Source organism: Fundidesulfovibrio butyratiphilus (genome assembly GCF_054657235.1).
In genome coordinates this window covers 2,140,626-2,161,979 of the sequence record NZ_BAAHXA010000001.1, presented here as the reverse complement: position 1 = coordinate 2,161,979, position 21,354 = coordinate 2,140,626, and the positions used below count along the sequence as shown (strand labels likewise).

Annotated in this window: 18 protein-coding genes; 9 read left to right on the top strand and 9 right to left on the bottom strand. The window is 65.2% G+C overall.

What is annotated here, in order from left to right:
• Nucleotides 1-6 precede the first annotated feature (6 nt).
• The 3 genes from ACYQ01_RS09950 to ACYQ01_RS09940 all read left to right on the top strand — a co-directional run bounded on the left by ACYQ01_RS09950 (nucleotide 7) and on the right by ACYQ01_RS09940 (nucleotide 3,684).
• Nucleotides 7-1,674 (top strand): two-component system sensor histidine kinase NtrB, encoded by a 1,668-nt coding sequence (locus ACYQ01_RS09950; RefSeq protein ID WP_459933687.1) that lies wholly within the window; start codon nucleotides 7-9, stop codon nucleotides 1,672-1,674.
• A 291-nt stretch (nucleotides 1,675-1,965) separates the two neighbouring features.
• Nucleotides 1,966-3,387, top strand: a complete 1,422-nt coding sequence (locus ACYQ01_RS09945) for a sigma-54-dependent transcriptional regulator (protein ID WP_459933686.1) — start codon at nucleotides 1,966-1,968, stop codon at nucleotides 3,385-3,387.
• A gap of 3 nt (nucleotides 3,388-3,390) precedes the next feature.
• Complete coding sequence (locus ACYQ01_RS09940) at nucleotides 3,391-3,684, top strand: Hpt domain-containing protein (RefSeq protein ID WP_459933685.1); 294 nt, start codon at nucleotides 3,391-3,393, stop codon at nucleotides 3,682-3,684.
• 391 nt (nucleotides 3,685-4,075) lie between these two features.
• Here ACYQ01_RS09940 and ACYQ01_RS09935 read toward each other — a convergent pair whose 3' ends face one another.
• Nucleotides 4,076-4,960 carry a dienelactone hydrolase family protein gene (locus ACYQ01_RS09935; protein WP_459933684.1) on the bottom strand — a complete coding sequence of 295 codons (885 nt, stop codon included), beginning with the start codon at nucleotides 4,958-4,960 and terminating at the stop codon, nucleotides 4,076-4,078.
• 46 nt (nucleotides 4,961-5,006) lie between these two features.
• On the bottom strand, nucleotides 5,007-6,698 hold the full coding sequence (locus ACYQ01_RS09930) for a glutamine--tRNA ligase/YqeY domain fusion protein (RefSeq protein WP_459933683.1): 1,692 nt from the start codon (nucleotides 6,696-6,698) through the stop codon (nucleotides 5,007-5,009).
• A gap of 143 nt (nucleotides 6,699-6,841) precedes the next feature.
• Here ACYQ01_RS09930 and ACYQ01_RS09925 point away from each other — a divergent pair, with 143 nt between their 5' ends.
• Complete coding sequence (locus tag ACYQ01_RS09925; protein ID WP_459933682.1) at nucleotides 6,842-7,474, top strand: hypothetical protein; 633 nt, start codon at nucleotides 6,842-6,844, stop codon at nucleotides 7,472-7,474.
• 256 nt (nucleotides 7,475-7,730) lie between these two features.
• Here the strand turns inward: ACYQ01_RS09925 and ACYQ01_RS09920 are convergent, their stop codons facing one another.
• Nucleotides 7,731-8,345 carry a YajG family lipoprotein gene (locus ACYQ01_RS09920; RefSeq protein WP_459933681.1) on the bottom strand — a complete coding sequence of 205 codons (615 nt, stop codon included), beginning with the start codon at nucleotides 8,343-8,345 and terminating at the stop codon, nucleotides 7,731-7,733.
• Nucleotides 8,342-9,391, bottom strand: coding sequence for a GTPase ObgE (gene obgE / locus ACYQ01_RS09915; RefSeq protein WP_459933680.1), 1,050 nt, complete (start codon nucleotides 9,389-9,391; stop codon nucleotides 8,342-8,344). Before obgE ends, ACYQ01_RS09920 begins: the two co-directional genes overlap by 4 nt.
• Nucleotides 9,392-9,615: 224 nt before the next feature.
• Between obgE and ACYQ01_RS09910 the strand changes: the two genes are divergently transcribed.
• Nucleotides 9,616-9,831 carry a hypothetical protein gene (locus tag ACYQ01_RS09910; RefSeq protein ID WP_459933679.1) on the top strand — a complete coding sequence of 72 codons (216 nt, stop codon included), beginning with the start codon at nucleotides 9,616-9,618 and terminating at the stop codon, nucleotides 9,829-9,831.
• A 185-nt stretch (nucleotides 9,832-10,016) separates the two neighbouring features.
• Here ACYQ01_RS09910 and ACYQ01_RS09905 read toward each other — a convergent pair whose 3' ends face one another.
• The 3 genes from ACYQ01_RS09905 to ACYQ01_RS09895 form a co-directional block, all read right to left on the bottom strand.
• Nucleotides 10,017-10,457, bottom strand: coding sequence for a DUF3859 domain-containing protein (locus ACYQ01_RS09905; RefSeq protein ID WP_459933678.1), 441 nt, complete (start codon nucleotides 10,455-10,457; stop codon nucleotides 10,017-10,019).
• 345 nt (nucleotides 10,458-10,802) lie between these two features.
• Nucleotides 10,803-11,879 carry an SPL family radical SAM protein gene (locus ACYQ01_RS09900; RefSeq protein ID WP_459933910.1) on the bottom strand — a complete coding sequence of 359 codons (1,077 nt, stop codon included), beginning with the start codon at nucleotides 11,877-11,879 and terminating at the stop codon, nucleotides 10,803-10,805.
• Between the two features lie 50 nt (nucleotides 11,880-11,929).
• Complete coding sequence (locus tag ACYQ01_RS09895) at nucleotides 11,930-12,955, bottom strand: chromosome partitioning protein ParB (RefSeq protein WP_459933677.1); 1,026 nt, start codon at nucleotides 12,953-12,955, stop codon at nucleotides 11,930-11,932.
• A 198-nt stretch (nucleotides 12,956-13,153) separates the two neighbouring features.
• Here ACYQ01_RS09895 and ACYQ01_RS09890 point away from each other — a divergent pair, with 198 nt between their 5' ends.
• From ACYQ01_RS09890 to ACYQ01_RS09880, 3 genes are all read left to right on the top strand, one after another.
• Nucleotides 13,154-15,232 (top strand): elongation factor G, encoded by a 2,079-nt coding sequence (locus tag ACYQ01_RS09890; RefSeq protein ID WP_459933676.1) that lies wholly within the window; start codon nucleotides 13,154-13,156, stop codon nucleotides 15,230-15,232.
• A gap of 238 nt (nucleotides 15,233-15,470) precedes the next feature.
• Nucleotides 15,471-16,385 (top strand): eCIS core domain-containing protein, encoded by a 915-nt coding sequence (locus ACYQ01_RS09885; RefSeq protein ID WP_459933675.1) that lies wholly within the window; start codon nucleotides 15,471-15,473, stop codon nucleotides 16,383-16,385.
• A 143-nt stretch (nucleotides 16,386-16,528) separates the two neighbouring features.
• Entirely contained in the window at nucleotides 16,529-17,464 is a 936-nt protein-coding gene (locus tag ACYQ01_RS09880; protein ID WP_459933674.1) for a hypothetical protein, read from the top strand.
• Between the two features lie 51 nt (nucleotides 17,465-17,515).
• Here the strand turns inward: ACYQ01_RS09880 and ACYQ01_RS09875 are convergent, their stop codons facing one another.
• The gene (locus ACYQ01_RS09875) at nucleotides 17,516-18,649 is read right to left on the bottom strand and encodes an MFS transporter (protein WP_459933673.1); all 1,134 of its coding nucleotides are present in this window, start codon (nucleotides 18,647-18,649) and stop codon (nucleotides 17,516-17,518) included.
• 117 nt (nucleotides 18,650-18,766) lie between these two features.
• On the opposite strand from ACYQ01_RS09875, the gene ACYQ01_RS09870 reads away from it, so the two are divergent.
• Complete coding sequence (locus ACYQ01_RS09870) at nucleotides 18,767-19,981, top strand: amidase family protein (protein WP_459933672.1); 1,215 nt, start codon at nucleotides 18,767-18,769, stop codon at nucleotides 19,979-19,981.
• A 231-nt stretch (nucleotides 19,982-20,212) separates the two neighbouring features.
• Here the strand turns inward: ACYQ01_RS09870 and ACYQ01_RS09865 are convergent, their stop codons facing one another.
• On the bottom strand, nucleotides 20,213-20,860 hold the full coding sequence (locus ACYQ01_RS09865; RefSeq protein ID WP_459933671.1) for a response regulator: 648 nt from the start codon (nucleotides 20,858-20,860) through the stop codon (nucleotides 20,213-20,215).
• Between the last annotated feature and the right edge of the window lie 494 nt (nucleotides 20,861-21,354).

The following is a 21,354-nucleotide window of genomic DNA, read 5'->3' as shown; positions in this document are numbered from 1 at the left end:
CCCGAAATGGACCGATCAGCCCCCGGAACGCAACGCACTCTGTTGCCCCTGGCCGCTTTGGCCTTGATACTGCTCGGGGTGTCGCTGTCGGCGGTCACGTGGCGCAACGTGTCGCAGCAACGGGAACTGCTCGACCAGCACGTGCTGTTTTCCGCCCGCACCGTACTGCGCGGGGTGGAGGCCAATCTCTTGCGGATCATGCCCATGCTGGGCGGCGTTTCCGGGGGGGAGGGATGCGCGCGAGTGGCCGAATACCTCCGCCAGTCCGCGCAGTCGGGCGAGGTGCTCTATTTGGGCCTCTACGACGACCGGGGCGTTCCCGTGGCCACGTCGCTGCCCGAAGGACAGAACGCGCCTCAACCCCTGGACCACGCCGCCATGGGCGACCTTGCCGTGTCCGGCGAATGGTACGGGGCCCTGCCCGTGGGCGGGACCGCCATATTGGGCTACGCCGCCGAGGTGCAACCCGGCCTTGACCGGTATTGCGCGGGCGCGACCGATGCGCAAGGCGTTCATCCTCCACGGTATTTCCTGGTGGGCCTGAGCCTGGACGAACACTACGCCCTGTACAAAAACTTCAAACGCGCCGCCCTGATGCAGTCGGGCTTCGCCCTGGCCGTGGCGGCGTTCGTGTGGTTGCTGCTGCTGGCCTATCTGCGTCGGCGCGAACAGGGGGGGCGGCTCAAGCGCTTGGAATACTTTCAATCCAGGCTGCTCGACGCCATGCCCGAGGCCCTGGTGACCCTGGGACCGCAAGGCCAGGTCACGGCGGCCAACCCGGCGGCTCGGGCCATTTTGGGCGCAGATCCGTCCGCGCATCCGGCCTTGGCCGGGCTGTCCCGGACTCCGGCGTCCGACCTGCCCCAGGGGTGGCGGCAGGTGGAATACGAGGGCAAATGCCTGGAAGTGCTGGCCGTGCCCCTGGAAAACGAAACCCTGGCCCTGGTGCGCGACCGCACCGAGCTGCGCGGCCTGGAGCGCAGTCTGGAGCAGACGCGCCAGTTGGCGGCCATCGGCCGGCTGGCCGCGGGGGTGGCGCACGAGATCCGAAATCCCTTGTCGGCGTTGCGCGGTTTCGCCCAGTTTTTCGCCGGTCGGCTCAAGGGGCGCGAGCCCGACGAAACCTACGCCCAGACCATGGTGCGCGAGGCCGACCGGCTCAATCGGGTGGTGACCGATCTGGTCAGCCTGGCCAAACCGCGCGCGCTTTCCCCCGCGCCGGTGGACCTGGCCGCCCTGGCGGCCGATTTGCACGGCCTGCTTTCCTTCGATTTCGACACGGCCAAGGCGCTCTGGCGCACGGACTTGGCCTGTCCTGTCCTGGCCGCCGATCCCGACGCCCTGCGCCAGGCCTTGGTCAATCTGGTGCTCAACGCCCTGGCCGCCCTGCCCGGTACGGGCGGAACGCTCACGCTTTCCAGCCGGGAAACGCCCGAAGGCGTGTCGCTTACCCTGTCTGACGACGGACGGGGCATGACCGCCGAAGAGCGCGACCACGCCCTGGAGCCTTTTTTCACCACCCGCAAGGACGGTTACGGCCTGGGGCTCTCCCTGGTGCACAAGACGGCGCGCGACCACGGGGCCGAACTTTCCATCGACTCCGCGCCCGGCCGGGGAACCGCCGTGACCCTGCTGTTTCCCCAGCTCCCTCCGTCCCAGGAGTCCAGGCCATGACCCGGCACAGTATTCTTTCTCCATGGTCCACGCCGGGAGTCCACCCATGACCCGACCCTCCCTTCCCAACGCCCAGTTTCGTCCCTCTCCAGGAGTTCCAACCATGTCTCCGCATCGCCGCTGCTTTCCGGCGCTTACATTTCTTTTGTCCCGCACGCATTGCGCTACCGCGCGCCCTCAAATTGAAGTTTTTGGGGGAAGGGGGTTCAGGGGGAAACCCCTCTTGTTCACAAAAAAGGTTTCCCCCTGGTCTGCCTCTTCTTCTTTCCTCCTCCTCCTTCGAGGCCTTATATGACCACCGGCCATCTTCTCGTGATCGACGACGAGGCCGGGCATCGTCTCATGGTGCGGGCGGTGATGGAGGACGCGGGGTGGCGGGTGAGCGAGGCCGCAAGCGCCGAGGCGGCGCTTGATTTCGTGCGCCAGGCTTCGGCCGCGGACCTTCCGAACGTGGCCCTCCTGGACATGCGCATGCCGGGCATGGACGGTCTGGAGGCCCTGGCCGCCCTGCGCGAGCTGGCCCCGGGAATGCCGGTGGTGATGCTCACGGCCTACGCCACGGTGGGGGTGGCGGTGGAGGCCATGAAGCGCGGGGCTTTCGACTATCTGACCAAGCCCGCCGACAACGAAGAGCTCAAGGCCGTGCTGGCCAAGGCCCGGGAATACGGCGCGCTGCTGGAGGAAAATCGCGGTCTGCGCGCGGGGGCGGCCAGCCGGCGGGCCATGCGTCGCCTGGTGGGCGGTGGGGCGGCGATGCGCGCGGTGCGCGAACTGTGCGAGCAGGTGGGGCCGGCCGAAGCCACGGTGCTTATTCTGGGCGAGTCCGGCACGGGCAAGGAGTTGGCGGCCGAACTCATCCACGCCATGAGCCCGCGTGCGTCCGGGCCGCTCGTCAAGGTCAATTGCGCGGCCCTGCCCGCGGATCTGCTGGAAAGCGAACTGTTCGGCTACGTGAAAGGGGCTTTCACCGGCGCGGTCAAGGACAAACCGGGCCGCTTCCAACTGGCCAACAAGGGCACGCTCTTTCTCGACGAAGTGGGCGAGCTGCCCCTGGCCCTTCAGGCCAAGTTTCTGCGCGCCCTGCAGGAGCGGGTGGTGGAGCCCCTGGGCTCGGTCAAGCCCGTGGCCACGGACGTGCGCATTCTGGCGGCCACCAACCGGGATTTGGCCGTTGAAGCCAAAGCGGGACATTTTCGCGAGGACCTCTATTTCCGCTTGGCCGTTCTGGAAATTCGCATGCCGCCTTTGCGCGAGCGTTTGGAAGACCTGCCCGAACTGGCCGCCTTTCTTTTGGAAAAGCTCACCACCCGGAACAACAAGGTCGTGCGCGCCGTGAGTCCCGCCTTTCTGGAACGTCTGGCTGCCCACGACTGGCCCGGCAACGTGCGCGAGCTGGAAAATGTGCTCGAACGGGCCATCATCCTGAGCCGCACCGACGTCCTGGAGCCCTCCTCCCTGCCGCCCGCCCTGGGACGTGGACCGGGGCGGTGCGCTCCGGCCTCGGGCGACTCGCAACCGGTCGCGACGACCCCTTCGCCCGCTTCTTCCTTGTCCGAAAGCCTGGATGCCAGTCTGGACGAGGCTGAACGTCAAGCCCTGGAACGCGCCCTGGACGCCAATCAGGGGCACCGCGAAAACACCGCCCGCATGCTCGGCATCAGTCGGCGCACCCTGCAATACAAGTTGCGCAAGTACGGGCTGGTCCGGAAATAATTCATGCCCTCGCTCGGCGACGTTCCCCCGGCTCTGCGTCCTTTGCTCGGCGAACTGGCGGCGTCCTTGCGTGAGCGGCTGCACGTCGCCGCAAACGCCCTGGATGTGGGCGACCAGGCCAAATACCGCGCCGCCATTCACGCCGCCAAAGGCATGGCCATGACCTTCGGGCTGCATGGTCTGGCAGGGCGCGTCGCCCAGGCCGAAGACCTGAGCGGCTGCCCGGATGACGCCCGCGCGGCCTTGCGGCGGTTGGTCCGGCTTGTGGACGCCGTGGCGGAAGAGGGGGAACGGTAGGGGGCTTACGGGAAGAGGACGCAGCGAGCGGGAGAGGAGGGGGATGCCTCCGGCGGCCAGGGGCGCCGCCCCTGGACCCCGCTGGGGGCGGAGCCCACCCCCAGCCCCCCGCAGGTGCGAGCGGGAAAAGGGAAAACGGTTCGGTGGTGTTGGGGAGCGTCCGGGGAGGCGCAAGAGTTGCATCGGGAAGTCGGGGCCGGCAAAGCCCGGCCCCGACTTCCCGATGCGACGCCCTTCCCCCCCCTCACGCGCCTGTCCTTCCTCCCGGCCAACCGTCCCTGTTTCCGCAGGCAACCGGGGGGGCCAGGGGGAATGATTCCCCCTGGCGGGGGGGGCGGGGGCGCGCAGCCCCCGCTCTTCCCTCTTCCTCTTCGCTTCCCCGCCTTTCGGGTCAGCGTTTTCTCAGGCGGCTGTCGAGAAAGCGGACGGTCTTGTCGAAGCCGGCCTTGGCTTCGGGCTGGTTGAGGCTGAGGGCGAAGCCGTGCCCTTGTCCGGGGTAGAGGTCCAGGACGGCTTCTCCGCCGGAGCGGGTGATGAAGACTTGCAGGGTGCGTGCTTCGGCCACGGGGACGATAGTGTCGGCCTGGCCGTGCACGATGAGCGTGGGCGGCAGTTTTCGGGCCGAGCCGCGCACCGGGGCGGGCAGGCCGCCGTAGAGGCAGACCAGGGCGGCGGCCCTTGGGTCTTGGGCGGCCACGTTCACGGCGAGAAATCCGCCCTGGGAGAAGCCCAGCAGGGCGATGCGGCGTGGGTCCACGTCTTGTCGTTTGGAAAGAACGGTCAGGGCTTCGCGCACGCGCTGGGTCCATCCGGCCAGGCGTTGATCGTAGCGTTCGCGTCGGATTTGGGGATCGTCCAGGGCCATGGCCTGGGCGTCGGGCCGGCTGTAGTAGTCCAGCAGGTAGACCTGGAATCCGCGTCCGACCAGCCATTCGGCATAGGTTTCGTACTGGGCGCGCAGGGGGTCGAGGCCCTGTTGCCCATGCAGCACGACCACGGCGGGCAAAAGCGGCGGCGGAGGCGGGGGACGTTTGGGCGCTGGCTGTTTGGCGTCGCCCGGAAAGCGCGATGCCGTGGACTTCTGGGCCCTGGGCGCTTCCGCGGCCGCTTTCGACTCGTCCGGCTCGGGGGCGGGCGGCGGGGGCGGAGGCGGAGCGAACCGAGTCATGGTCACGCGGCCGTCAGACGAATCGAACGACAGTTCCGACTTTTCCACGCCCGAAGCCTGGCCCGGGACCGGCCAGGCCAGAACGGCCAGGGTCAGGGCCAACGCCATCCATGCGGCCGGGGCGAGTGCTCGGCCAGGTCTTCCCATGGTCGGCTCAGCCCTTCTTGGCCTGCTTGGCCCAGGAGTCGCGCAGGCCCACGCTGCGGTTGAACACCAGCCGATCCGGTCCGTGCTCGCGCCGGTCCGCGCAGAAGTAGCCCACGCGTTCGAACTGCACCACGGATTCCGGGGCCATGTCGGCCAGGGAGGGCTCCACCGGACAGGCGGGCAACACGGTGAGGGCGTCCGGGTTGACGAAGTCCTTGAAGTCGCGTCCTTCCTCGAAATCCATGGGATCGGCCTTGGTGAAGAGCCGGTCGTAGAGGCGCACCTCGGCCATGCGGGCGTGTCGGGCCGACACCCAGTGCAGGGTGCCCTTGACCTTGCGGCCGTCCTGGCTCCAGCCGCCGCGCGTTTCGGGATCGTACTCGCACACCACTTCCGTCACTTCGCCGGTGGCCGGGTCTTTCACCACGTCCACGCAGGTGACGTAATAGGCGGTGCGCAGACGCACTTCCTTGCCCGGCGAGAGACGGCGGTAGCCCTTGGGCGGGACTTCGCGGAAGTCGTCGCGCTCGATGTAGAGCTCGCGCGAGAAGGGAAGCGTGCGCACGCCCATGTCCGCGCGTTCGGGGTGGCGGGGGCACTCGAAGAATTCTTCCTTGTCTTCAGGATAGTTGCGGATGGTCAGCTTGATAGGGTCCAGAACGGCCATGGCCCTGGGCGCGGAGTCGTTCAAGACCTCGCGCAGGCAGGCTTCCAGCATTTCTATTTCCACGGTGTTGGCGGCCCGGGCCACGCCGATGCGTTCGGCGAACAGGCGCAGCGCCTCGGGGGTGTAGCCCCGCCGGCGAAGCCCCTGGATGGTGGGCATGCGCGGGTCGTCCCAGCCCGAGACGTGGCCTTCCTCCACCAACTGGATGAGGCGGCGCTTGCTCATGACCATGTAGGTGACGTTCAGGCGCGCGAATTCGTACTGCCGCGGCCGGCTGGGCACGGGCAGGTGGTCGAGCACCCAGTCGTAGAGTTCGCGGTTGTTTTCGAACTCCAGGGTGCAGATGGAGTGCGTGATGTGTTCCAGCGCGTCGGACAGGCAGTGGGTGAAGTCGTACATCGGATAGATGCACCAGGCGTCGCCCGTGCGATGGTGATGGGCGTGGCGTATGCGGTAGAGCGTGGGGTCGCGCATGACCACGTTGGGCGAGGCCATGTCGATCCGGGCCCGCAGCACCCTGGCTCCGTCCGGGAACTCGCCCGCACGCATGCGACGGAACAGGTCCAGGTTCTCGGCCACGGACCTGTCGCGAAAGGGGCTGTTGACGCCCGGCGCGGTCAGGGTGCCCCGGTTCTGGCGGATTTCCTCGGCGCTCTGGTCGTCCACGTAGGCCAGGCCCTTTTCGATGAGCGTCTCCGCGAACCGGTAGAGTTGCTCAAAATAATCGGACGCGAAAAAGCGGCGGTCGTCCCAGGTGAAGCCCAGCCATGTTACGTCCTCCTGGATGGAGTCGACGTATTCCTGTTCTTCCTTGGTGGGATTGGTGTCGTCGAAGCGCAGGTTGCAGGCCCCGCCGAACTCCTTGGCCACGCCGAAGTTGAGACAGATGGACTTGGCGTGCCCGATGTGCAGGTAGCCGTTGGGCTCGGGGGGAAACCGCGTGTGTGGAGCCGTGATCTTGCCGGCGGCGATGTCGGATTCGATGATGGAGCGAATGAAATTCTTGGCCTGGGGCTTGGGAGCGTCTGTCATGGTGCGTCCTTTTGGGGTGGCGGCGGCCGGATGCGGCCAGCCCCGCAAAATAGGGAAAAACCTTCCCCCGGTCAAACGGGGCGGGGCTGGGCTTGCCCTCTGCCCTCTGGTACTGTGGCCGGGCCAAACATCAAGGGGGAGCCATGTTTGAAAGCGTGTTCGCCGCCACCTCGGCCCTGACCGAGGTCAAAGGCCTGTCCCACGACCGGGTGGTCTGTGTGATCCCCTACCTGGACCACGATCAGGCCTCACGTCTGGCCGGAGTGCTGGCCGTGCGGGCCAGGCATCCGGGCCTGGCGGTCTTTGTGCGCGACGACGCCGGATTGGGCTTCATCCGCACCGCGAACCTGGTCTACGCCTGGACCGCGTCGCCCCGCTTCGCCTACTTCGCCCAGGACGCGTTTCCCGGCGACCACTGGCTGGCCCAGGCCATGGGCGTCATGGACCGGACCGGACCGGGGCTCCTGGCCTTCAACGACGGCCGCTTCTTCGGTACGCTGGCCGTGTTCGGTCTGGCGGATCGGGCCTGGCTGGCCACGGTCTACCCCAAAAGCCTGTTCTATCCGGGATATCGCTCCCATTTCGCCGACACGGAGCTCTCCGTGGTCGCCTTTGCCCGCGACCGGCTGTTTTTTACGCCCAACGCGCTGCTCCTCGAAGTGGATTACGAAAAGCATACCAAGCGCAACGACCCGGACGACCAGGCCCTTTACAACGTCCGCGCGCGGACAGGATTCGACGGTCTGGTCGAACCTTTTGAACCGCCTCGGCCCTGAAGGGAAGTAGGGAAGAGCGGGGGCTGCGCGCCCCCGCCCCCCGTCAGGGGGAATGATTCCCTCTGGCCCCCCCCTCGGTTTCCTGGGAACTTGCGCCCCCATCCTTTTGCGCCTGTTTGGCGTCGGCCACGCCGTTGTCGGGGGCGTGGGCAACGCGCAGGCCGGCGTAATGGGCCGTGAGGGGGGAGCTGAAACGCAAAGCGGCGTCGCCCAGGGGGGGCGACGCCGCTTGCGGACTTGGTGCGGGGAGTGTGTTTTATTCCTGCTTGATGGTCTTGGAGTGGACGCCGTCCTTGCCCAGGAACTGTTGCAGGTCCGGGTCGCTCACGAGCATGGTGAGCGACTCGGAGAGCACGTCGTTTAAGAACCGGGCGTTGGAGTTTTCGTCCGGGGTTATGACCACGTCTTTTTCCTGCCGCACGGGGTAGTTGCCTTCCCAGGTGCCGGGGCCGTTCTTGGCCTTGCCGGCCAGCACGCACTTGACGCTGATCTTTTTTGTCACGCCTTCGCTTTTGGCGAGGTAGTTCAGGTCGCGGATGGTGATGACCAGGCTGCGCGGAGCGGAGTCGGAGTAGGGAGCCGGCGTGAAGCCCAGGTCGGACAGGGCCCGGGAGGCGGCCGCGCCCACGATTTCGGTCAGGTTGCCTTCGACCCGGATGGGCGAGTTCCGGGAGGTATCCATGTCGCGGTAGCCGAGGATTTTTTCGGGCCGGGCGTCCACCACGCGCAGGGCGACGGTTTTGCCGCGTCCGATGCTGGAGCTTTGTTCCTTGACATCGAGTTTGAAGGATACGGTCTGTCCGGGAACGCCGCAGCCGGCCAGCAGGGCCAGGCCGAGCGCCAGGACGCACAGGCTTGCGAGTCGGGTCATGGCTGTTCTCCTTTGAGCGGGGGGTCTTGCGGCTCTTCTTGCCGCGTGGAGTCGACGAACCGCCACAGGGCGGACACGAAGTCATCCAGTCCGTCGCCGCGCTTGGCCGAGAGAAAGAGCGTCCCGGGGGCGCGGGCGAGAACCTTTTGTTTGAGGGAGGCCAGGGTTTCCGGGTCCAGGGTGTCGACCTTGTTGACGACACGCATCTGGGGACGCTGGGCCAGGCCGGGGTCGTAGCGTTCGAGCTCCTCGTCCACCAGGGCGAAGCCGGCCAGGGGGTCGTCACCCAGGGCTTCCTGGGCGTCGAGCACATGCACCAGGAGTCTGGTGCGCGAGACGTGCTTGAGAAAGTCGGTCCCCAGGCCCTGTCCCGTGTGCGCGCCTTCGATCAGGCCGGGGATGTCGGCGGCCACGATGCGTTCGCCGAATTCGCCCTGGATCACGCCCAGGGTGGGCGTGAGGGTGGTGAAGGGATAGGCCGCTATCTTGGGCCGCGCGGCGGAGATGGCGGAAATCAGGGTGGACTTGCCCGCGTTGGGCAGACCGATGATGCCCACCTCGGCCAGCAGGCGCAGTTCCATGCGCAGACGTTTTTCCTCGCCGGGCTCGCCGGGCTGGGCGAAGCGGGGGGCGCGCATGGTGGCGCTCTTGAAATGCATGTTGCCCTTGCCGCCGCGTCCGCCGTGCACGGCGATCCACTCCTGGCCGATGTCGGTCAGGTCGGCGGCCAGGGCTTCGCCCTCGTCGGCAAGCTCGTAGATCAGGGTGCCCTGGGGCACTTCCACCACCAGGTCGTCGGCGTTTTTGCCGTTGCACTGGCTGCCCAGGCCCATTTGTCCGTTTTTGGCCTCGTATCGGCGCTTGAGGCGCAGGTCGTAGAGCGTGAGCAGGCTCGGGCTCACGCGAAAGATCACGTCGCCGCCCTTGCCGCCGTCGCCGCCATTGGGTCCGCCCATGGGAATGAACTTTTCCCGTCGGAAGGCCACGCAGCCTCGTCCGCCCTTGCCGGAGCGCACGGTGATTACCGCTTCGTCCACGAATCGCATGTGTTGGGTTGTTTCCTTAGTGGGGCTGGTCTTATGGGCAGGGGTAAAGCCCTAAAACAGGTTCGTCAAGGCCCGCCATGGGCGTTAGGACGCGTGTTTGGGTTTGGCGGTTACGGCGACGCCCCGTTCGCCGGCCGAAAAATACCCTTCCCGCCCTAAAGAATCGCCGCCAGGCGTCGATAAGAATCGCGATATGGCGCGGCTCGCCCGCAAGGGAGGTATGCATGACGAGCGACATCACCGGCGTTTCCGGCCAGTCCGGATTGAATACGATTTCCTCGAAGCAGGTCTTCGGGGCCGAAGTGGTCAAGGGCACGTTGGACACCTTGAATTCCGGAGGCCACTCCGGCAACGGGCTCAATGCCGACTACGACTTCCAAACCAAGGTCCTTGAGGCGGGATTCGCCAAGAAGGGCGCGATCTTCGACGGCAACGTCTAGCGTGACGCCCGCGAAATACGTGTATACGGAATTGCGCGGGCAAGAAAGAGAACGCGGGACGTTTGTTCCCGAAAGTTCGTGCGCGGGGTTCGGGGCCGCGGCGCAGGGCCATGGCCGGCGCCGGCCGCTATCTCCGGGCCGGGGACCCTTCCCCGGCCCGGAGGCTGGCGAAACGCTTGGCGCGTCTACATGTGCGGGTCGTACACCTCGAACTTCCGGGAGACGGATTCGCCCTTGTCGGTTTCCACCGACAGGGTCCAGGTGCCGGCGGCCATTTCCCACCGCTCGCTGAAGGTGAAGAACACGTCGTAGGTTTGGCCCGCCTTCAGGGTGGTCTTGGTGATGTAGGCCGTCTGCGTCTTGCCGGAATGGGGATCGAGCAGGCCGGGAGTGTCCGTGACAATGCGCGCGTTCAGGTCTCCCTGGAGTTTGTCGGACACCTGGACCCGCAGGCCGAAGGTGGTGCCCAACTGGCGGGGGATGGCGTCGGTGGTGCGCACGAGCAATCCTTTCTGGTAGACGCCGTAATCGATCACGTTCATGACCTGCTCCTTGGGCTCGGAAGAGCCCATGAGCGAACAGCCGCAGAGAAGAAACAGGGCCAGTACGGCCAGAATTTTCGGCATGGTTCACCTCGTTGTCTAGGGCGGTGGCCGCCGGGTTGCAGCCGGCGTTCGGGGCGGCCGGGGCCGCCGCCTGGAGCGCACAGGCGCGCCGGCAGGGAAGCGGGGAAGGCGTCGGGCGGGACCCTGGCGGGAAGCCCCGAAGTGTTCCCCGCGCGGGCCGGCTACGCGTCGTGCGCGTTGCGCGAGGACTTGAACCGCCTGTCGTCCTTGGAGGAAAGGCGCGCTTTTCTCAAGGGCGGACAGGATTCTTTCAAGGAATTGTCCACAAAACGAAACAGTGTTTCGCGCTTCGCGGACGCCACCGCGCGCGGGCCGCGCGTGGGCGACGACTCCCCCGGTCGGCGATCAGTCGCCGCCGGTTCCAAAGGCGCGGTCCATGAGATGGGCGGCCAAGCCGCCGAGCGTTTTCGGGGTGTGGCCGAACACCTCCCGCCAGACCGTATCGGACTCCATACACAAATAGAGCCCTGAAGAGAACCCCGCCCGGGAAAGCGCCCGGGCCACGAAGCGCATCTGCTCCGAGCGCAGGGGACGAAGCAGCCGTCGCTTGCCGTCCAGGCCCAGAACGTACTCGGCGTGCTGATAGAGGGGATTGTCCGCCACCTGGGCCGAAAGGCCGGGCATCAGGCGAAAGGACCCCAGGCTGACGTAGGCCACGCTTTCCGGGCGCACGTGGTCGGCGATCATCTCCACCGTGCGGGCGTAGTCCCTGTCCCAGCCGGGATAATAGACGATGGGATCGAAGTGCAGGCAGACCCGGAATCCCGCTTCGGCGCAGGTTCGCGCGGCCGCCAGACGTGCCTCCAGGGAGGAGGTGCCGGCTTCCTGGTCGCGGCAGACCGGGGGAGCGTTCACCGACCAGGCGGGCAACACCCGGTCCGGGCGGGCGACGGCGTCCATCCAGGAAAGGTCGACCACTTTGGACTTGAGTTCCAGGCAGACGTTTTCATGGCCGGCGAGAAAGGCCACCAGATCGCGGGCGTAGCCGGTGACGGCCTCCAGGGCCAGGGAGTCGGTGAACTGCCCCGTGCCCACCCGGAAGCGTCGGGCCGGGTCGGCCCCGAAGATGCGCCCCAGCGAGTCGAACAGGCGTTCCTGGTTGGCGAAGACCCGCAGCGCCCCCTCGCCCAGATAGGCCCTGAGCACGCAGTAGCTGCACGCCATGGGACAGCCCTCGCCCGTATGCACGATGCGGTAGGCGCAGCACCGGTAGCGCTTGGTGCCCGGACACGGCCGCAGAAATCGCCCCTTGTGGGCGGTCAAGTGCAGGGTGTGCCCCGGGCCTTGCGGCGCGCCCTGGCCTTTTTCCAACACGTGAAAGGGCAGATGGGCCAGACGCGCGCGCACGCGTTCGACCAGCGGGGTGCGCAGCACCGCGGCGTCCGCGGCCAGGCGGGCCAGGGTCCCGAGATGGGCGGGCAGGGCCGGAGCGGTCGGTTCCGCGCTGTGGTCGTCCGGCGCGTCGCGACCGTTCACGAATCCTCTCCGCGTGGCGCGGGCCGGGCCGCCCCCCAAAGGTCCTCCCACTGCGGCCGGGAGCGCAGGGTCTCCAGGTCCCGTGCCGCGCGGGCCAGGTCGCGGGGCGCGGCCAGGCTCACTTCCAGGCGCACGGCGTCGGTCTCGAAGCCGGGTGAGGGGAGCACCTTGAACCGGGTGCCGGCGGTCAGGGCCTTGGCCCCCTTGGCGAAGCGCTCCTCCAGGTCGACCAGGGCGGGGTTGCGCAGGCGTCTGGCCGCCTGGGCCAAACGGGCCAGACGGTCGGACGGGGCGAGGCCGGTTTCGAGCGCCCGCGCGCATTCGGGGCGGTCCAAGAGGTCGGCCAGGCTGGTCCGCCGGGCCAGGGCCGATTCGCCCAGCCAGGTGAGCAGGTTGTCCAGGTGGTTGCGGGAAAACCGCACGGCTTCGAGAAAGGGACGGAGCGCGGCCAGGTCGTTTTCGGGCAAGGCGGCCAGGCGCGGGGCCAGGGACAGCGGGGCCAGGGGCTGGGAGAGCGTGCGGGCGCCGGCGTGGTCGGGGGAGGTCGCGGCCGGTCCGTCCAGCCAGGCGGGCAGCGTGGTCCAGGCCTGCAGTTGGTCCAGGCGCTTGTCCCTGGGAGCCAGTCCCAGGTGGGGGGCCGCATGGGCCAGAAAGGCCGCGAAGCCGCCCCGGGCGGTGAAGAAGCGGACCGCGCGCACCAGGCGGGCTTCGTCCGGGGGCTGGGCCTGATTGGCGGCCAGATAGGCCTCGGCCCAGGCCAGGCCGGGGTCCAGGCCCGGCTGGGGGAAAAATCCCAGGGCCAGGGCGGGGCGACGCAGGGCGCGCAGGGCCAGCACGCGCTTGTATCCGGCCACCAGCACGGGCCGTTGCGGTTCGAAATCCACCAGCAACGGGACCATCTGGCCGCAGGCCTCAAGGCTCGCGGACAGGGCCGGGGACGGTTCTTCGGCCCAGAGCAGGTGCGCCCCGGAAACGTCCAGGTCCCGGGGATGCACAGTGACGCTTTGCAGGGAAACGGGCATGTTCGATACTCTCCGAGTGCGTTGTCTGGTCCCTATCGCCTTTTTCGCGCGAATCCTAGGCTGTTTGCCTTGTTGCAGGCTTGCGGCATTGCGGTTACAGTGCTGAAGCTTACCAAAATCCATTCGTCCACGGGGCGAGAGCTAAAGCGCCGTGAGGCTTGCGAGGGATCAACCTACAACAGGACACAGGAGACGGGCATGCTTGACGTGTTGAAAGGCCAACGGACCTATGCGCTCATCGGTCACGGGGGGTGCGGCAAGACCACCGTGGCCGAAATGCTTCTGCACGACGCCGGCGTCATTTCCCGGCTGGGCAAGATCGAAGAGGGCACCACCACCCTTGACTACGAGCCCGAGGAAATCAAACGCCGCGGCTCCACCCAGCCGGGCTTCGCCACCTACCTGTGGAACAAAAACCGCCATTTTCTCATCGACACGCCGGGCGACCTCTCCTTCAACGGCGATATCCGCTACCTGCTCTCGGCCGTGGACGCCGTGTTCTTCCTGATCGACGCCGTGGACGGCGTCAAGCCGCTCACCAAGAAGCTCTGGCAGGAAGTCTCGAAAATGCGCCTGCCGGCCGTGTTCGTCATTAACAAGATGGACCGCGACCGGGCCGACTTCGACATGGCGTTGAACGGCATCCGCAATCAGTTGGGCGTCAAACCCTTTTTGCAGAACATTCCCATCGGCAAGGCCGACTCCTTCCAGGGCGTGGTCAACGTGGTGGAGAACAAGGCCTACATCTTCGCCGAGGGCGGCAAGGTCACCGAAGGCCCCATCCCCGCCGACATGGTCGAGGAAGTGGACGCCCTGCGCGAGTCCATGGTCGAAGAAGTGGCCGTGTGCGACGAGGGCCTCATGGAGCGCTACCTTGAGGACCCGGGCTCCGTCACCGTGCCGGACCTGTTCTCGTGCGTGCGCAAGGCCATCGCCTCGGCCGAGTTGTATCCGGTCATGTGCGTGTCGGGCCTCAAGGGCATGGGCGGAAAGCGCATGCTCAACGCGGCCGAGCTGTTCTTTCCGTCTCCGCTCGACGCCGTGGCCGGCGTGAAGGAAGTGGAAGGCGCGGACGGCTCCGTGCGCGAGGTGACTCCCTCGGCCCCGGCGGCGGCTTTCGTGTTCAAGACGCTGTTCGATCCCTTCGCGGGTCAGCTTTCGTTCATCCGGGTGCTCAACGGCACGATCAATCCCGACGCCAGCCTGCTCAACACCCGCACCGACACCAAGGAACGCCTGGGCCAGTTGCTCTTCATGACCGGCAAGGACACCCAGCCCTACAAGGAGCCCATCGGCCCCGGCGCCATCGTGGCCCTGGCCAAGCTCAAGGACACCAAGACCGGCGACACCCTGTGCGACGAGAAGAGCCCCTTCACCTTCGCCAAGCCGGAACTGCCCCAGCCCATGATCTCCTACGCCCTGGCCCCGGCCGAAAAGGGCGAGGAGGACAAGGTCTTCCAGGCCATGGCCAAGCTGCTGGACGAAGACGTCACCCTGCAGTTGACCCGCAACGAGGAGACCGGCGACATGCTGCTTTCGGGCATGGGCCAGACCCACATCGAAAACGCCGTGGAAAAGGTCAAGCGCCGCTACAAGACCAACGTGGTGCTCAAGGCCCCCACGATTCCCTACCGCGAAACTATCAAGGGCAAGGCCGAGGTGCAGGGCCGGCACAAGAAGCAGACCGGCGGACGCGGCCAGTTCGGCGACTGCTGGATTCGCATGGAAGGCCGGGGTCGCGGCGAAGGCTATGAGTTCGTGGACGCCATCGTGGGCGGCTCGATTCCGCGTCAGTACATCCCCGCGGTGGACAAGGGCGTGCAGGAGTCGGCGGCGCGCGGCGTGCTGGCCGGCTATCCCATGGTGGACTTCAAGGTCGAACTGTTCGACGGTTCGTTCCATACCGTGGACTCGTCGGAAATGGCCTTCAAGATCGCCGGCTCTCTGGCCTTCAAGGCGGCCTGCGAAAAGATGAAGATGGTGCTGCTCGAACCCATCGCCCTGGTGAGCGTGTCCATTCCGGACGCCCAGATGGGCGACGTGATCGGCGACCTCTCCAGCCGTCGCGGCAAGGTGTTGGGCTCGGAATCCGCCGGCGGCGTGACCGAGGTGCAGGCCCACGCGCCCATGAGCGAGATGCAGGAATACGCCAAGGCGCTGTCTTCCATGACCGGCGGCCAGGGCGCGTTCACCATGGCCTTCGACCACTACGAAGAAGCCCCGCCCGTGGTCACCGAAAAGGTGGTGGCGGAATACAAGAAGAGCCGCGAAGAATAATTTCGCGACCGATCGCACAACGCTTTCGAAAAGGCCCCCGGAAGGGGGCCTTTTTTTGTTGGCGCGGCGGGGACGGCGTTCGCGCGGCTGGAGAGCGCGCAGGGATAATACAGGCGAACGGCTTTGGTCTGGGTGTGGCAAGAAATATTTTCGACGCGCGCCCATATAGCGCTATATGGGTTGCAGGAAAATATTCTTGTGGACAATATTTGAAAAACATGGCTCACAGGAGGAAACCATGAACAACGGCCTCTTTCTCAACTCCGACGATGACGCCCCCGGCTCGGGGATACGCTTCGGGGAGAGCAAACCCCTCTTCGACCCAGACGACCCCAAGCCCCATGTCGTCGGCCCCACCGCCTTCGGCGTGCTGAATTGGGAGTGGAACGCCGCCTATAACGACATGCGTCGGCGCGAGGCGGGGGTGATGACAACGCATGAAGCAGACAGCGGTCATGAAAACGCCTCATACCCGCAGCCGCACGCGTATCAGCCTTATCAGGCGGGCGGGTATGAGGTTGGCGGCGCGCCGGGAGTCTCTACGGCTCTGTTTCATTCGCAATTTCCGGCCGGAACATTCTCTGGGCTATTGAGCCATGGCGGACAGCAGGGCATGAACGCCGGGGACCCCATGGCCGCAACGAACACGTCAAGCAATACCGTTTCGACGCAGACACCCGCAAGCAGACCGCGCGGCCGGGAAATCGGCGGTCACGACGATGACACCAACTCAACATCGTCTCTGGTCGGGTTTCCTGAAGAACATACCGAACGAGTCACGGGACGCAACTGGCGGTATTTGACTGAATGCGAAAAGCAGCAAATAGGGCCTTATGTTGATCAGAAGATTGATCTGGACAACATCAAGCTTCATGAAGGGGAGTACCCATGGTGGCTGCCGGGCGATATGGGCGGCGTAACGCTTGGAAACCACATCTACTTCAAGCCTGGTCAATATGATCCCACGACACCAAAGGGGATAGGCCTTCTTGGGCATGAAGTTGTTCATGTCGGGCAGTTTCAAAATGGGATGACGCGGTTGAGCTATGTTCTTTCAGCCTTGAGACACGGGTACTGGCAATGCCCTGAGGAACAAGCCGCATACGATTTGGAGCCTTTGATACGGGGTAAAGCCACTGGTTGCTTGCCATAAGAATCGTGATTTCGTCTGCTCCCCTGGTCGGGATTGTTTGTTCAGGGGGGCAGATTTACGACGTGAACCAGACAAGATGCGATAATAAGCTGAAAATCAGTTGTATCAACTGATATTACCAACTCTATAAGCAGAGGAACGTCATGCAATATATTTCTCTTCGAATCCTCGCTTTTTTGGCCGTCCTCTTCACGACATCAGCCTGCACCCACCCAGCATACCTGAACAAGCCGCTCTGCTCCGCCTGGTGCAAAGAGTATTGGGCCAAAGGCAAAGCCTACAGCTTTCAAGCTTTTGCGAACTACGACCGGGAAACGCAGTTCGATATTTATCTCTGTAGCCAGGACTACATCCACCCGAGCAATGGGGAAATTGCTGAAGTATACGCAAAGCTTGGCAAGGACGTTGTTCCAACGTTGCTTGCAAAGCTGGCGGAAGCAAACAATGATCGCGTTGTTTATGATATCATTTATGTATTCAGAAATATGGTGACAATGAAAACATACTCAATATCAGACGACAAAGAAGCCCTGGCCGCCATGGACGCGGCCTTGCAGCGCACGCCAGCCACGTTCTGGCGCAAGCACGTGGAGGAGGATGTACGATTCATCAAGTTCCATTCCACATCATACATCAAGCAATATTCGTTCACCAACCCCGCTTGCACCGACATCGTCCTCACCTTCTACGGCAAGTCCAGGGCCGAGCAGCTCCAGGTGATCAAGAACTACTCCCCGCGCGAACAGATCGTGATTCTGGCCTGCGGCCGGGAGGCGGCGCAGCCTTTTCCTTCCGTGATGGAGTACGAGATCGTCCACGGCCGGACGATGTCCGCGCCGGTGGTCAAGGAAGTGCTGCGCGCGACCGCCAACCCCTACGAGCGCGCCGTGTGCATGCATATGCTCGCCCGGGCCTTGTCCGACAACAGCGCGTCCGTGACTCAGGACCGCGAGCTTCTGGAACTCATGGCCAGGCATGTTTCCTCCCTTGAGAAGGAATGGACCAGGAAAAGTTTGGTGCAACGCCTTGGGGCGGCGGGAATTCCCGTCAGCGCCGAGGGAGGGGGGAAAAATCCCTGACGCCGACGTGTTTGCAAACGTCCGCCCATTCGGCCGTGCGCGGGTTTCGCTTCACCGTCCGGGGGCGCGCACCCGTTGCGCCAGGCCCAGGCTCACCACGCCCAGCACCGCGCCGGCAAGAAACGGAATGCGGTAGTCGAAAGTCCACAACCAGCCACCCAACGCCGGAATGAACACGGCGGCCACGTGGTTGATGGTGAAGCCCACGGCCGAACTCGGGGCGATGTCCTTGGGATCGGCGAGCTTTTGCAGGTAGGTGCGGATACAGACCGCGAAGTTGAAGGTGATCTGGTCCACGATGAAGGCCAGGGCGGCCGCGAGGTGCGAATCCGTGAAGGCGTAGACCAGAAACACCGTGATGGCGGTCACGTATTCCAGGCTCATAAGGGTGCGCTCGCCGAAGCGGTTGATCATGCGACCGATCACGGGGTTGGCGATCCAGGCGGCCAGATTGGTGATCACGAAGAACACGCTCATGGCGGCCAGGGAGTATTCGAACTTCTTGACCAGCAGAAACGGGGCGAACACCATGAAAATCTGGCGGCGCGACCCGGAAAGAAAGGTCAACGCGTAGAAGAGCCAGTACCGGGCGCGAAAGACCATTTTTTTGCGTTGGGGCGGCAGGGACTTGTCCGAGGGGTCTTGAAACACGGCCCACAGTCCAAGCGCCAGCACCACCGCGCCCACGGCGAGAAATATCTGGCGATAGTCGAGCACGCCGGTCAGGCAGAAGATGGCCACGCCCACGCCGATGTTGGCCAGGGCCGCGGCCGAACGCAGCTTGCCGAGCACGATGGGGGCCAGTTCCAGATTGAAGTATTGCAGGGACAGCGACTGGTTGAGGGGCTCGAAAAAATGAAAGCCGGTGCTCATGATGAGCGTGGTGAACACCACGCCCCAGAATGTGGGAAAGTAGCCGGTCAGGCACACGCCGACCCCCAGCATGAGGATGGAAAGCGCGGCGGCACGGTGTTCGCTCAACACCAACAGCAGGTAGATGACCAGAAACGAAAGAAACCCCGGCAGCTCTCGCACCGAGTGGGTGAGCCCCATCTCAAAGGCGTTCAGGCCGGCGGCCTCCACGCCGAAGTTGCTGATGAGTGTTACCCAGCCCTGCATGCCCACCTGGGACGCCACAGTGGCCAGCAGCAGAAACACGTACATTTTGCGTTGGGATGCGATCATGCTCGTCGTGGAAGGGTTGCGCGTTGCGGAAAATCGGACCGCCCGAGGATGCCAGAACCTCCCGCCAAGGTCGAGAAGAAGGTTGCGGTGCAACGTTTGTCTCTGCTACTATGACCCATGAAAAGAAAACCGCCAGTTTGCACCGCCGAAGAGTCCGGAGCCTTCGTCGTCCAGCTACACCTGGAGCCCACCGGCCAAGGCCCCCTCGACAACACCACCTTCGCCGTCAAGGACGCCCTCGACATCGCCGGGCAGGTGACCGGACGGGGCAGCCCCGCTTGGACCAAGACGCACGGTCCGGCCCCGGCTCACAGCGTGGCCGTGGAGCTCCTGCTCGACGCCGGCGCCACCTGCGTGGGCAAGACGCATACCGACGAAATGACGTTCGGCATGGATGGCGAAAATCCGTTCTCCGGCACGCCCTTGAACCCCGCGGCGCCGACCCGGGTTCCGGGCGGTTCGTCGAGCGGCTCGGCTTCGGCCGTGGCCTGCGGACTGGCTGATTTCGCCCTGGCCACGGATACCGGCGGCTCGGCGCGTATGCCCGCTTCCCACTGCGACATCCTGGGCTACCGTCCCAGCCACGACCGCGTTCCTTCGGCGGGCGTGGGCGGCCTGGCTCCGAGTTTCGACACCGTGGGCGTGCTGGCCAGCTCGTCCATCGTGCTGGAAGCCTCGGCCTCGGTCCTGTTGGGCGAGCCCACCGTGGCCGACCCGGGCCGGGCCACGCTCATTCTCGTCGAGGACGCCTTCGACCAGTGCGAGCCGGCCACACGTCAGGCCCTGCTTGATGCAGCCGAGTCCATCGCCCCGCTTTTCGCCGGCGGCGTGCGCCGGGTGAATCTGGCCGATCTGGCCGGAGCCGACTTCACCCGCTGTCGGGAGATCTTTCTCAAATTGCAAGGGCTGGAAGCCTGGAGCTACCACGGGGAATGGGTGGAAAACACCAAACCCGAATTCAGCGAACGTGTGGCCGCCAATTTCGTGCTGACCAGCAAGGCCCCGCGCGGTTCGTCCGGGCTGTGGCACTCACGGCGCGAGGCCGCCAGCCAGACGCTGCGCGCCAGCTTGACCGATACGGACGTGATCTGCCTGCCGAGTTCGCCTTCTCCGGCCCCCGTCAAGGGGACCATGGGAGCGAACAAGGCCTCGGCCGAATTCTACCGCCGCTCGCTTTCCCTGACCAGCCCGGCCGGCATCGGCCGCATGCCCCAGGTCAGCCTGCCCCTGGCCCACGCGGACGGCGCGCCCGTGGGGCTGTCGCTGGCCGCCCGTCGGGACCGGGACTTGTTCCTGCTCTCCGTGGCCCGGCGGGTGATGGAAAGCCGGTAGCCGGAAGGCGACGTGGTCGGGCAACGCCTTGCCTGGGGCGCATGCCCTTCGCAGTCCCCGGTTCCCCGCCCAAAGCGGTGGAAAAAAGTCAGGGCCTGTTTCCGATTTTGCCGGAAACAGGCCCTTTTCGTTTTCTTTGCGCTCCTGGCCGGAGGAGTCCGCAAGCGGACTTTTTCCCGTTGACGTTGACAGGGACGCGACGGGCCCCGTCCTCGGCCGTCGGGGGCGTTCTTATTCGTCGGCCACCAGGCCGTGTTCCAGGCAGAAGGCGGCCAGTTCGAGAGAGCTGCGCAGGCCCAGACGCTTTTTGATGTTGGTTTTGTGCTTTTCCACGGTTTTTACGCTGACGAAAAGCGCGTCGGCTATGTCCTGATTGGGGTGCCCCTGGGCGGCCAGCTTGAGGACTTGGCGTTCGCGACCGGAGAGTTTGTCCAGCGGGTCGCCGCCCACCAGGGACGAGCGGGTGGCGTTGGCCAGCATGCTCGACACGGCGCGGGAAAAGTAGTTCTGCCCCGCCATCAGGGACTCCACGGCGGCGAAGAGTTCGGCGCTGGGGCTGTTCTTGAGCAGGTAGCCGTCCACTCCGGCCTGCACGGCGGCGGAAAGATAGTGCTCCTTGCCGTGCGCCGTCAGGGCCAGCACTTTGGTCTTGGGGAAGCGGCGCTTGATGATGGAAATGGCCTCCACGCCGTCGAGGCGAGGCAACGAGAGGTCCATGAGCACCACGTCGGGGCGGGCGCTGGCGGTTAAGTCGATGGCCTCCTGACCGTCCTCGGCTTCGGCCACCACCGCGAACTTGGGATTGGCGGCCAGCAGGGCGCGCACGCCCTTGCGAACGATTTCCATGTCTTCGGCCAAAAGAATACGAACAACATCCATACGGCATACCGACAAAACGTTTCTGAAAACAAACGATCAGATTCTATCCGAGCTTGGGCAGGAGTCAAGACGCACGGGGAGGAACTCGTGTTGGCCTCGGCCCGGCCGGGTTGCGGACGCCGGCCATGCAGACAAGAAATTCGCCAACCCTTTTGCCGTCTTAAAAGCCGAACAAGCAGGCCGACGCCACCAGAAAAAATCCGCCACCGGGGCGCGAAAACAAAAGGGAGATTTCTTCCCCCGTCGTTGGGCGTGCCGGCCGCGCGGCGGGGTGAAACGGGCGGGGCAAGGCGTCGCGGTGTCGTCGCGCCCCCCAACAAACAAACGTTCGGCGCGCATCGGCGTTATGCGACGCGCATGCGGCCCGGGTGGTTCGGCCTGGGCCGCATGCGTGCGTCGCGGGACAAATCCGTTCCCGGAACGCCAAGCGTGGCGTTTGCCAAGCAAGCCTCCGCGCGTTTCGTCAGTACCGCGCGGAAGGGAAGCGTCCTTCC

Excerpts from the sequence above, each read along its gene's own strand:
- ACYQ01_RS09870 (WP_459933672.1), top strand. The coding sequence starts at position 18,767 with ATGAAAAGAAAACCGCCAGTTTGCACCGCCGAAGAGTCCGGAGCCTTC.
- obgE (WP_459933680.1), bottom strand. The coding sequence starts at position 9,391 with ATGCGATTCGTGGACGAAGCGGTAATCACCGTGCGCTCCGGCAAGGGC.
- ACYQ01_RS09945 (WP_459933686.1), top strand. The coding sequence starts at position 1,966 with ATGACCACCGGCCATCTTCTCGTGATCGACGACGAGGCCGGGCATCGT.
- ACYQ01_RS09935 (WP_459933684.1), bottom strand. The coding sequence starts at position 4,960 with ATGGCGTTGGCCCTGACCCTGGCCGTTCTGGCCTGGCCGGTCCCGGGC.
- ACYQ01_RS09905 (WP_459933678.1), bottom strand. The coding sequence starts at position 10,457 with ATGCCGAAAATTCTGGCCGTACTGGCCCTGTTTCTTCTCTGCGGCTGT.
- ACYQ01_RS09940 (WP_459933685.1), top strand. The coding sequence starts at position 3,391 with ATGCCCTCGCTCGGCGACGTTCCCCCGGCTCTGCGTCCTTTGCTCGGC.
- ACYQ01_RS09950 (WP_459933687.1), top strand. The coding sequence starts at position 7 with ATGGACCGATCAGCCCCCGGAACGCAACGCACTCTGTTGCCCCTGGCC.
- ACYQ01_RS09895 (WP_459933677.1), bottom strand. The coding sequence starts at position 12,955 with ATGCCCGTTTCCCTGCAAAGCGTCACTGTGCATCCCCGGGACCTGGAC.
- ACYQ01_RS09925 (WP_459933682.1), top strand. The coding sequence starts at position 6,842 with ATGTTTGAAAGCGTGTTCGCCGCCACCTCGGCCCTGACCGAGGTCAAA.
- ACYQ01_RS09885 (WP_459933675.1), top strand. The coding sequence starts at position 15,471 with ATGAACAACGGCCTCTTTCTCAACTCCGACGATGACGCCCCCGGCTCG.
- ACYQ01_RS09910 (WP_459933679.1), top strand. The coding sequence starts at position 9,616 with ATGACGAGCGACATCACCGGCGTTTCCGGCCAGTCCGGATTGAATACG.
- ACYQ01_RS09930 (WP_459933683.1), bottom strand. The coding sequence starts at position 6,698 with ATGACAGACGCTCCCAAGCCCCAGGCCAAGAATTTCATTCGCTCCATC.
- ACYQ01_RS09865 (WP_459933671.1), bottom strand. The coding sequence starts at position 20,860 with ATGGATGTTGTTCGTATTCTTTTGGCCGAAGACATGGAAATCGTTCGC.
- ACYQ01_RS09875 (WP_459933673.1), bottom strand. The coding sequence starts at position 18,649 with ATGATCGCATCCCAACGCAAAATGTACGTGTTTCTGCTGCTGGCCACT.
- ACYQ01_RS09920 (WP_459933681.1), bottom strand. The coding sequence starts at position 8,345 with ATGACCCGACTCGCAAGCCTGTGCGTCCTGGCGCTCGGCCTGGCCCTG.
- ACYQ01_RS09890 (WP_459933676.1), top strand. The coding sequence starts at position 13,154 with ATGCTTGACGTGTTGAAAGGCCAACGGACCTATGCGCTCATCGGTCAC.
- ACYQ01_RS09880 (WP_459933674.1), top strand. The coding sequence starts at position 16,529 with ATGCAATATATTTCTCTTCGAATCCTCGCTTTTTTGGCCGTCCTCTTC.